The organism is Hydrogenophaga sp. 70-12 (genome assembly GCF_001897365.1).
GTDB classification, from domain to species: Bacteria; Pseudomonadota; Gammaproteobacteria; order Burkholderiales; family Burkholderiaceae_C; genus Hydrogenophaga; species Hydrogenophaga borbori.
This window is the reverse complement of sequence record NZ_MKSS01000279.1, coordinates 16,402-24,501: the sequence shown is the minus strand read 5'-3', so window position 1 is coordinate 24,501 and position 8,100 is coordinate 16,402. Positions and strand designations below refer to the sequence as shown.

The 8,100-nt window shown below is 70.7% G+C and carries 10 protein-coding genes; 5 read left to right on the top strand and 5 right to left on the bottom strand.

Annotation, left to right across the window (positions count from 1 at the left end; genetic code table 11):
* Both BGO22_RS15445 and BGO22_RS15440 read right to left on the bottom strand, forming a co-directional pair.
* The coding region (locus BGO22_RS15445; RefSeq protein ID WP_502686468.1) for a cation:proton antiporter domain-containing protein at window positions 1–466 on the bottom strand (466 nt) is incomplete at its 3' end.
* A gap of 142 nt (window positions 467–608) precedes the next feature.
* Window positions 609–1,802: an acyl-CoA dehydrogenase gene (locus tag BGO22_RS15440; protein ID WP_070398882.1), complete on the bottom strand. Its 1,194-nt coding sequence runs from the start codon at window positions 1,800–1,802 to the stop codon at window positions 609–611.
* A 113-nt stretch (window positions 1,803–1,915) separates the two neighbouring features.
* On the opposite strand from BGO22_RS15440, the gene BGO22_RS15435 reads away from it, so the two are divergent.
* Window positions 1,916–2,812, top strand: a complete 897-nt coding sequence (locus BGO22_RS15435) for a LysR family transcriptional regulator (protein WP_070399210.1) — start codon at window positions 1,916–1,918, stop codon at window positions 2,810–2,812.
* Here BGO22_RS15435 and BGO22_RS15430 read toward each other — a convergent pair.
* The gene (locus tag BGO22_RS15430; protein WP_070398881.1) at window positions 2,809–3,690 is read right to left on the bottom strand and encodes a class I SAM-dependent methyltransferase; all 882 of its coding nucleotides are present in this window, start codon (window positions 3,688–3,690) and stop codon (window positions 2,809–2,811) included. The genes BGO22_RS15435 and BGO22_RS15430 overlap by 4 nt on opposite strands.
* A gap of 102 nt (window positions 3,691–3,792) precedes the next feature.
* Between BGO22_RS15430 and BGO22_RS15425 the strand changes: the two genes are divergently transcribed.
* The 4 genes from BGO22_RS15425 to BGO22_RS15410 all read left to right on the top strand — a co-directional run bounded on the left by BGO22_RS15425 (window position 3,793) and on the right by BGO22_RS15410 (window position 6,565).
* Window positions 3,793–4,686 (top strand): LysR family transcriptional regulator, encoded by an 894-nt coding sequence (locus BGO22_RS15425; protein ID WP_286851571.1) that lies wholly within the window; start codon window positions 3,793–3,795, stop codon window positions 4,684–4,686.
* Between the two features lie 96 nt (window positions 4,687–4,782).
* On the top strand, window positions 4,783–5,319 hold the full coding sequence (gene msrA / locus BGO22_RS15420) for a peptide-methionine (S)-S-oxide reductase MsrA (protein WP_070398879.1): 537 nt from the start codon (window positions 4,783–4,785) through the stop codon (window positions 5,317–5,319).
* A 123-nt stretch (window positions 5,320–5,442) separates the two neighbouring features.
* Complete coding sequence (fdxA, locus tag BGO22_RS15415; protein ID WP_070398878.1) at window positions 5,443–5,775, top strand: ferredoxin FdxA; 333 nt, start codon at window positions 5,443–5,445, stop codon at window positions 5,773–5,775.
* Between the two features lie 13 nt (window positions 5,776–5,788).
* Window positions 5,789–6,565, top strand: coding sequence for a ferredoxin--NADP reductase (locus tag BGO22_RS15410; protein ID WP_070398877.1), 777 nt, complete (start codon window positions 5,789–5,791; stop codon window positions 6,563–6,565).
* Window positions 6,566–6,586: 21 nt separating this feature from the next.
* On the opposite strand, the gene BGO22_RS15405 is transcribed toward BGO22_RS15410, so the two are convergent.
* A complete protein-coding gene (locus BGO22_RS15405; RefSeq protein WP_070398876.1) occupies window positions 6,587–7,513 on the bottom strand; it encodes a LysR family transcriptional regulator in 927 nt (308 codons plus the stop codon).
* Window positions 7,514–7,521: 8 nt separating this feature from the next.
* Window positions 7,522–8,100: zinc-binding dehydrogenase (locus BGO22_RS15400; protein WP_286851566.1), on the bottom strand; the 579-nt coding region annotated here is incomplete at its 5' end.

Here is an 8,100-nt window from a genome sequence, read left to right as displayed (position 1 = left end):
CGATGAAGGCCAGGGTGAGGTAGACCGCCATCGGGTCGTTCATGCCCGACTCGATCTCCAGCGTGGCGGCCACGCGCTCGTTGAGCCGAACGCCGGACGACTTCAGCAGCGCAAATACCGCCGCCGCATCGGTGGAGCCCACGATGGCGCCCACCAGCAGGGCCATGGGCCAGGACAGGGCCAGCAGCCAATGAGCCGCCGCGCCGGTGATGGCCGCGGACACCAGCACGCCCACCGTGGCGAGCAGCATGGAGGGCCTCAGGCCGGTGCGGAAGGTGGCCAGTTCGGTGCGCAGCCCGCCGTCCAGCAGGATCACGGCGAGCGCGACGTTGCCGACCCAGAAGGCCAGGCGGAAGTCGTTGAAGCTGAAACCGCCGGGCCCGTCCTTGCCGGCCAGCATGCCCGCGACCAGGAAGACCAGCAGCAGCGAGAAGCCGGCGCGCGTGGACACCACGCCGGCCAGCACGCTGACGAAGACCAGCGCGGCGGCGGCGAACAGCGGCAGGGAGAGGGCGTCGAGCAGGTGGTGCACGCCCGCACGCTAGCAGAAAGCGTGCACGCCGCTCAGCGGGTTGCACCGGGGCGCGCGGGCGCCCGGCTCAGGCGATTCAGTTGAACGCCGCGATGCCGGTGATCGCCCGGCCCAGGATCAGGGCGTGGATGTCGTGCGTGCCTTCGTAGGTGTTGACCACTTCGAGGTTGACCAGGTGGCGCGCCACGCCGAACTCGTCGCTGATGCCGTTGCCGCCCATCATGTCGCGCGCCAGGCGGGCGATGTCCAGGGCCTTGCCGCAGCTGTTGCGCTTGAGGATGGAGGTGAGCTCCACGGGCGCCGTCCCCTCGTCCTTGAGGCGGCCCAGGCGCAGGCAACCCTGCAGTCCCAGGCTGATCTCGGTCAGCATGTCGGCCAGCTTTTTCTGGATCAGCTGGTTGGCCGCGAGCGGGCGGCCGAACTGCTGGCGGTCCAGCACGTACTGGCGGGCGCGGAAGTAGCAGTCCTCGGCGGCGCCCAGCGCCCCCCAGGCGATGCCGTAGCGCGCGCTGTTCAGGCAGGTGAAGGGCCCCTTGAGGCCGCGCACCTCGGGGAAGGCGTTCTCTTCCGGCACGAAGACGTTGTCCATCACGATCTCACCGGTGATGGAGGCGCGCAGGCCCACCTTGCTGTGGATGGCGGGCGCGGACAGGCCCTTGGCGCCCTTTTCCAGGATGAAGCCGCGGATCGCGCCGTCGTCGTCTTTGGCCCAGACCACGAAGACATCGGCGATCGGGCTGTTGGTGATCCACATCTTGGCGCCCGACAGGCTGTAGCCGCCGGCCACCTTCTTGGCGCGCGTGACCATGCTGCCGGGGTCGGAGCCATGGTTGGGCTCGGTCAGGCCGAAGCAACCGATCCATTCGCCCGTGGCCAGCTTGGGCAGGTACTTCTGCTTCTGCGCCTCGGTTCCGAACTCGTTGATGGGCACCATCACCAGCGAGCTTTGCACGCTCATCATGGAACGGTAGCCCGAGTCGATGCGCTCGACCTCGCGCGCCACCAGGCCGTAGCAGACGTAGTTGAGCCCGGCGCCGCCGTAGGCCTCGGGGATGGTCACGCCCAGCAGGCCCAGGTCACCCATCTCGCGGAAGATGGCCGGGTCGGTGACTTCCTTGCGGAAAGCCTCGGTCACGCGCGGCAGCAGGCGTTCCTGGCAGTAGGCGTGGGCGGCGTCGCGCACGGCGCGCTCGTCCTCGGTGAGCTGGCCGTCGAACTGGAAGGGGTCTTCCCAGCTGAAGCTGGCTTTGGCTTTCTTGGGCGAGAGCATGTCCTGTCTCCGTGTGCGTTGGGGCAATCGAAGGATTGTCCGCCGTGGCGCCATAGCTGTCTAATATCGATCCTGTATCCAAGAATACAAACGGAAAATCGATGGAGAAGGCCATGGAGTTCCGCCACCTGCGCTGTTTCCTCGCCCTGGCCGAGGAGCTGCACTTTGGCCGCGCCGCCGCGCGCCTGGCCATGACGCAGCCACCGCTGTCGCTCAACATCCAGCAGCTGGAGGCTTCGGTGGGCGCCCCGCTGTTCGTGCGCAACAGCCGGGGCGTGGCGCTCACGCCCGCCGGCCAGGCCTTCGTGCCGCGCGCGCGGGCCCTGTTGGAGGCGGCTGGCGCGGCCGCGCGCGAGGCGCGCGAGGTGGCCCAGGGCGTGAGCGGCCAGCTGCGCGTGGGCTTCGCGGGCACCGTGCTGTACCGGGGCCTGCCGCAGATCCTGCGCGGCTTCGCCCAGCGTCACCCGCGCCTGAAGCTGGTGCTGCGCGAAATGAGCTCCAGCGACCAGCTCATCGACCTGCAGCACCAGCGGCTGGAGGCCGGCTTCGTGCACACCACGCGCGTGCCGCCGGGCTGTTCGCAGGTGCTGGTCTCGCGCCAGGCCTTCGTGGCCTGCGTGCCGGCGGGCCACGCGCTGGCGCGCAAGCGGCGGCTGGCGCCTGCCGCGCTGGCCGGCCAGCCCTTCGTGGCGATCTCGCGTGCCGTCTCGCCCGACTACCACGACCGCCTGCTCGCCCTGTGCGCCGACCACGGCTTCGAGCCCGACGTGCGCTTCGAGCTGCGCCACTGGCTCAGCGTGGTGTCGGTGGTGGCGCAGGGCCTGGGCGTCTCGCTGGTGCCGGCCGCCCTGCAGCAGGCCGGGCTGCCGGGGGCCGCCTTCGTGCCGCTGCAGGGCGATTCGCCGCCGTACGAGACGCATTGCCTCTGGCGGGACGGCGGTGAAAGCGCCGCGCTGGCGGCCTTTCTCGATGTCGTGCGGAGCCAGCGTCCTGTTGCGCCAGGGCACTAGTGCGTGAGGGGCCGCGTCGCCGAACAGAGCAGCAGCTCGTTGGGTCCCACCCACCCACGCTCACCCGTGAACGGCTGCAGCGCCGCCGCCATGGCCTGCCAGGCCGCCGCCTGGGCCGACGGGTCCAGCGGCGCGAGCAGTTCCATGATCGGCGAGCCCGAGTCCCGGACGAAGGCGATGTAGGTGGCCACGTCGGGCAGCGCGAACGGCGCCGCGAGCGGCTCCACCGCGATGTCGGCATACCCCGCCGCCGCCAGCAGGCCAGCCAGCCGGCCGGGCTCGGCCAGGCTGAACAGGCCGCCCGCGGTGTAGGGCGATGCCCCGCCGTTCAGGCCCCGGTGCTGGCGGGCCAGCCTCATCAGGGTCGTGATGCAGGGGTTGTGCGCGGGCTCGCCGAACACCAGGGCGGCGAAGCGCCCGCCCGGCCGCAGGGCCTCGAACGCCGAGGCCAGGGCGGCCGCGGGATTCGCGCAGAGCATGAGGCCGAGCCGGCACAGCACCGCATCGAACGGCGCCTCGCCTGGCACGGCCTGCTCCGCATCCGCGACGGCGTACCGCACATGGGCCAGCCCTGCCGCGCCCAGGTTGCGTTGGGCGAAGGCCAGGATCCTGGGCGAGATGTCGGTCGCCAGCACATGGCCGGTGGGGCCGACGGCCTGGGCCACGTCCTTGGTCTGATCGCCCGCACCGGCCGCGAGGTCGAGGACCCGCGCGCCGGGCCGCAACCTCAGCCGGGCCAGCATGGCCGCGGTGGCCGGGGCCAGCCAGGCGTGGATGAGCGGGGTGCTGCGGTTCCAGCCGTCGGCCGCGCGGTCCCAGGCGCTGGCGGCGCCGCTGGCACCCGGGCCGGTGGCCCCTTGTGGTGTTGGGAGGTTCATGGTGCTGTCTCCGGGTGATCGGGGCACCCAGCGTAGGCCCGCGCGGCGACCGCTGGAAGGCGCGGATTTGCACAAGGGGGCCGCAGTGGTGCATAACGGGCCATGCTCGACTGGAACGACCTGCGGTACTTCGTGGCGGTGGCGCGGCACGGCAGCACGCTGGCCGCGGGCCGCGCGCTGGGGGTCGACCAGTCCACCGTGCAGCGGCGTGTGGGCGCCTTGGAGCGGCATATCGGCCGCGCCCTGGTTCAGCGCCACCCCAGCGGCTACCGGCTCACCGATTTCGGCACCGAGATGCTCGACGCGGCCCAGCGGGTCGAACAGTCCGTCGCCGCCTTCGAGCAGGCACTGGTGGTGTCGCGGCGCAATGTGGCGGGCGTGATCCGCCTCACCTGCCCCGAGCCGCTGGTGAGCCGGCTCACGCAGTCGGGGCTGCTGGAGCGCTTCCATATGAAGCATCCCGCCTACCACGTCGAATTCGTGATGAGCGACAGGTACGTCGATCTGCGCACCGGCGAGGCCGACGTGGCGCTGCGCTCCGGCGACACGGACGATGGCGCGCTGGTCGGCCGCAAGCTGGGCGATTCGCTGTGGGCGGTCTACGCGAGCCGGGACTATGTGGCGCGCCACGGCCAGCCGGCCTCCATCGAAGCGCTCGAGGCGCACCCCCTGGCGGGTTTCGACGAGAGCATGGCCAGGCACCGGGCCAGCCAGTGGCTGCGCCAGGTGGCCCCGAACGCGACGCTGGTGGCGCGCAACGACAGCGTGCTGGGCCTGCTGTTGTCGGTGAAGTCGGGTGTGGCCATTGGGCCGCTGCCCACCGCCCTGGGCGACGCCGACCCGCAACTGGTTCGGGTGCTCGGGCCGGTGCCGGCCCTCGCGCGCGATTGGCGGCTGCTCGCGCTGCCCGAGATCCGCCAGACGGCGCGGGTCAGCGCTTTCTTTGAGTTCATGGTGGCGGAGATCGAAGCGCTCCGGCCCGTGCTCACCGGCTAGGTAGGCGCCCTGGCGGCGGCCCAAGGCCCCGCTGCGGCGCCGTGAAAGCCGCGGGTGGTCTACTCACGGTCTGGCAAGGACCACTGGAGATTCACGATGAGCGACAAACAGGTGCTGGTGCTGGGTGGCGGCTGCTTCTGGTGCACCGAATCGGTCTACAAGGAAGTGCGCGGCGTCACCGACGTGGAGTCGGGCTACAGCAACGGGCACCTGAAGCAGCCCAGCTACGAGCAGGTGTGCACCGGCGGCACCGGCCACAACGAGGTGGTGCGCCTGGAGTACGACCCCGACGAGGTGAGCACGCGCGAGCTGCTGGAGATCTTTTTCGTGGTGCACGACCCGACCACGCCCAACCGCCAGGGCAACGACGTGGGCACGCAGTACCGCAGCGGCATCTACTTCACCACGCCCGAGCAGCAGGCCGAGGCGCGCGCCATCATCGACGAGCTCACCCGGGAGGGCGCCTTCGGCCGTCCCATCGTGACCGAGGTGCAACCGCTGGAGAACTACTGGCCGGCCGAGGACTACCACCAGGACTTCTTCGAGCGCAACCCGCACCAGGGCTATTGCATGGCGGTGGCCGCGCCCAAGGTGGCCAAGTTCCGCAAGACCTTCGCGCGGCTGGCGAAGTAGGGCGCCGCGCCGCGGCTGGCCGGCCCGGGAAACGTTGCGCGCGGCGAAAGGGTTCAACGGCGGCTTGTTTGATCGCGCGCGCGGCCATGGGTAGCTTCGGGGCTCCACCACACCCGAGTGCCCATGCCCTACGTCGTCACCGAAAACTGCATCCGATGCAAGTACATGGATTGCGTCGCGGTCTGTCCCGTGGACTGCTTCCGCGAAGGCGAATCGATGCTGGTCATCGATCCGGACCTGTGCATCGACTGCGGCGTGTGCGTGCCCGAATGCCCCGCCCATGCGATCGCGCCGGACGCCAGCGCGGCCGGCTGGGTGGCGTTCAACGCCCGGTACGCGTCCGCGTGGCCGGCGATCGAGCGCCCGGGCGAACGGCCCGCCGATGCGGCGAACTGGGACGGTGTTCCCGGAAAACTCCTCGCCGCCTTCGGCACCGCCGACCCGGCCCACGCCTGACACAAGGAAACCCATGGCCAGCGTACTGCGCGAAACCGTCTCGTCTGTTCACCACTGGAACCAGGAACTCTTCACCTTTCGCACCACCCGTTCGTCGGCGCTGCGCTTTCACAGCGGCCATTTCGTGATGCTCGGGCTGGAGGTCGACGGCCGTCCGCTGATGCGGGCCTACAGCATCGCCAGCGCGCACTACGCGGAGCACCTGGAGTTCCTCAGCATCAAGGTGCCCGGGGGGCCACTGACGTCGCGCTTGCAGAACATCCGGCCGGGCGACGAGGTCTTGGTCAGCAGCAAGCCCGTGGGCACGCTGGTCATCGACGACCTGCTGCCGGGTGAACACCTGTACCTGCTGGGCAGCGGCACGGGCCTGGCGCCATTCATGAGCATCATCCGCGACCCGGTGGTGTACGAGCGCTTCCGCAAGATCGTGCTGGTGCACTCGGTGCGCAAGGTGTCCGACCTGGCCTACGCGCACACCATCACCGAGGACTTGCCGCGAGACGAGTTCCTGGGCGAGATGGTGCGCGAGCAATTGGTCTACCTGCCCACCGTCACGCGCGAGGCCTTTCACACGCAGGGCCGCATCACCGAGCTGATGGACACGGGCGCGCTGGCGCGCCTCGCCGGCCTGCCGGCGCTGGATGCGGCCAGCGATCGCGTGATGCTGTGCGGCAGTCCGTCCATGCTGGCGGACCTGACGGCGCGGCTCGACGCGCGCGGCTTCATGGCGTCGCCGCAGACCGGCCACGCGGGCCACTACGTGATCGAGAAGGCCTTCGCGCAGCGCTGAACGGGCCGCCGGCGCCGCCGCTCAGGCGCGCGCGGCGTCGCGTTCCCGCCCGCGCACGAACAGCCGGGCGACCGAGGACAGCGCCAGCAGGTTCGGGTCGCGTTCGCGCGCCTTCATGAAGCACAGCCCGATGGTCTGGCGCGCGCCCTGACCCTCGGCCAGGGGAACGAAGCGCACCAGGTGCTGGTACATCGCGCGGATGCGCCCCGGCACCACGGCGCAGGCCATGCCGCTGGCCACCAGGTTCAGCTGCGTGAAGATGTCCTGCACCTCCATCACCACCGTGGGCCGGAAGTCCGGGAAGCGCTCGGCCAGGCGCTCGGCCGAGAACGGTCCCTCGGCCAGGGTCACGGTTTTTTCGCCGGCGTGATCGGCCAGCGTGATCGCGTCCAGCGCCGCCAGGGGCGAGGACAGGGGCGCGGCGAAGCAGGGCTCGTCCTCGAACAGCGGCAGGCAGACCAGGTCCGTGTCGGCCGGGCTGATCTCGGCGAACACCGAGTCGACCAGCCCCTGGCGCAGGCGCGGCAGCAGTTCGTTGCGCGATTTGCCCAGGACCAGTTCGCACTGCACGTTCGGCCGGCGTTGGTTCATCGCCTTGATGAGTTCGGGCAGCAGGTGGCTGGTGAGGGAGTACAGCGAACCGATCTTGAGCCGGTCCGACGAGTAGCCCGCGGCCGCGCGCGTGGCTTCGATGCCGCGCTCCAGCCGCCCCAGCACGTCCTGGGCCACGCCGGCCAGCGTGTGGGCGGCTTCGGTGGGCACCAGCACGCGACCCTCGTGGCGAAACAGCGAGCAGCGCACGCTGTCCTCCAGCGAGTGCAGCGCGCGGTGCACGCTCACCGCGCTGGTGTTGAGCGCATCGGCGGCCGCGCTGAGCGTTCGATGTTCCAGGTAGGCCACCAGCACCTCGAGCTTGCGCGAGGAAATGTCTTCACCCAGACGGACCATGGGGACTCCTAACGGACGAGGATGACCACCTTGCCCTTGACGCGCCGCTCCATCACGTCGCGCAGCGCCTGGCCGGCCTCTTCCATGCGGTAGCTGCGTGTCACGGGAGGGCGCACCGCGCCGCTGTTGCGCAGCGCGAACAGCTCGCGCATGTGGGCACGCGTGGTCTCCGGGTCGCGGCGCAGGAAGGCGCCCCAGTACACGCCCATGACGGACGCGCCCTTGAGCAGCGGCAGGTTGAGCGGCAGGCGCGGCACCTCGCCAGCGGCGAAGCCCACCACCAGGTGGCGCCCCTCCCAGGCGATGCCGCGGAACGCCGTTTCGCTGAGGGCCCCGCCCACGGGGTCGAAGATGACCTGCGGACCGCCGGGGACCAGCCCGCTCAGGCGCTCGCGCAGGTCCTCGCTGGCGTAGTTGATGGTGTCGTCTGCCCCATGGGCCACGCACAGGGCCAGCTTCTGCGCGTCGGACGCTGCGGCTATCACCCGCGCGCCCATGGCCTTGCCGATCTCCACCGCCGCGATGCCCACGCCGCCGCCGGCGCCCAGCACCAGCAGCGTCTCGCCCGCCAGCAGGCGGGCGCGGTC

Excerpts from the sequence above, each read along its gene's own strand:
- BGO22_RS15430 (WP_070398881.1), bottom strand. The coding sequence starts at position 3,690 with ATGAACCTCCCAACACCACAAGGGGCCACCGGCCCGGGTGCCAGCGGC.
- msrA (WP_070398879.1), top strand. The coding sequence starts at position 4,783 with ATGAGCGACAAACAGGTGCTGGTGCTGGGTGGCGGCTGCTTCTGGTGC.
- BGO22_RS15425 (WP_286851571.1), top strand. The coding sequence starts at position 3,793 with ATGCTCGACTGGAACGACCTGCGGTACTTCGTGGCGGTGGCGCGGCAC.
- BGO22_RS15435 (WP_070399210.1), top strand. The coding sequence starts at position 1,916 with ATGGAGTTCCGCCACCTGCGCTGTTTCCTCGCCCTGGCCGAGGAGCTG.
- BGO22_RS15440 (WP_070398882.1), bottom strand. The coding sequence starts at position 1,802 with ATGCTCTCGCCCAAGAAAGCCAAAGCCAGCTTCAGCTGGGAAGACCCC.
- BGO22_RS15410 (WP_070398877.1), top strand. The coding sequence starts at position 5,789 with ATGGCCAGCGTACTGCGCGAAACCGTCTCGTCTGTTCACCACTGGAAC.
- fdxA (WP_070398878.1), top strand. The coding sequence starts at position 5,443 with ATGCCCTACGTCGTCACCGAAAACTGCATCCGATGCAAGTACATGGAT.
- BGO22_RS15405 (WP_070398876.1), bottom strand. The coding sequence starts at position 7,513 with ATGGTCCGTCTGGGTGAAGACATTTCCTCGCGCAAGCTCGAGGTGCTG.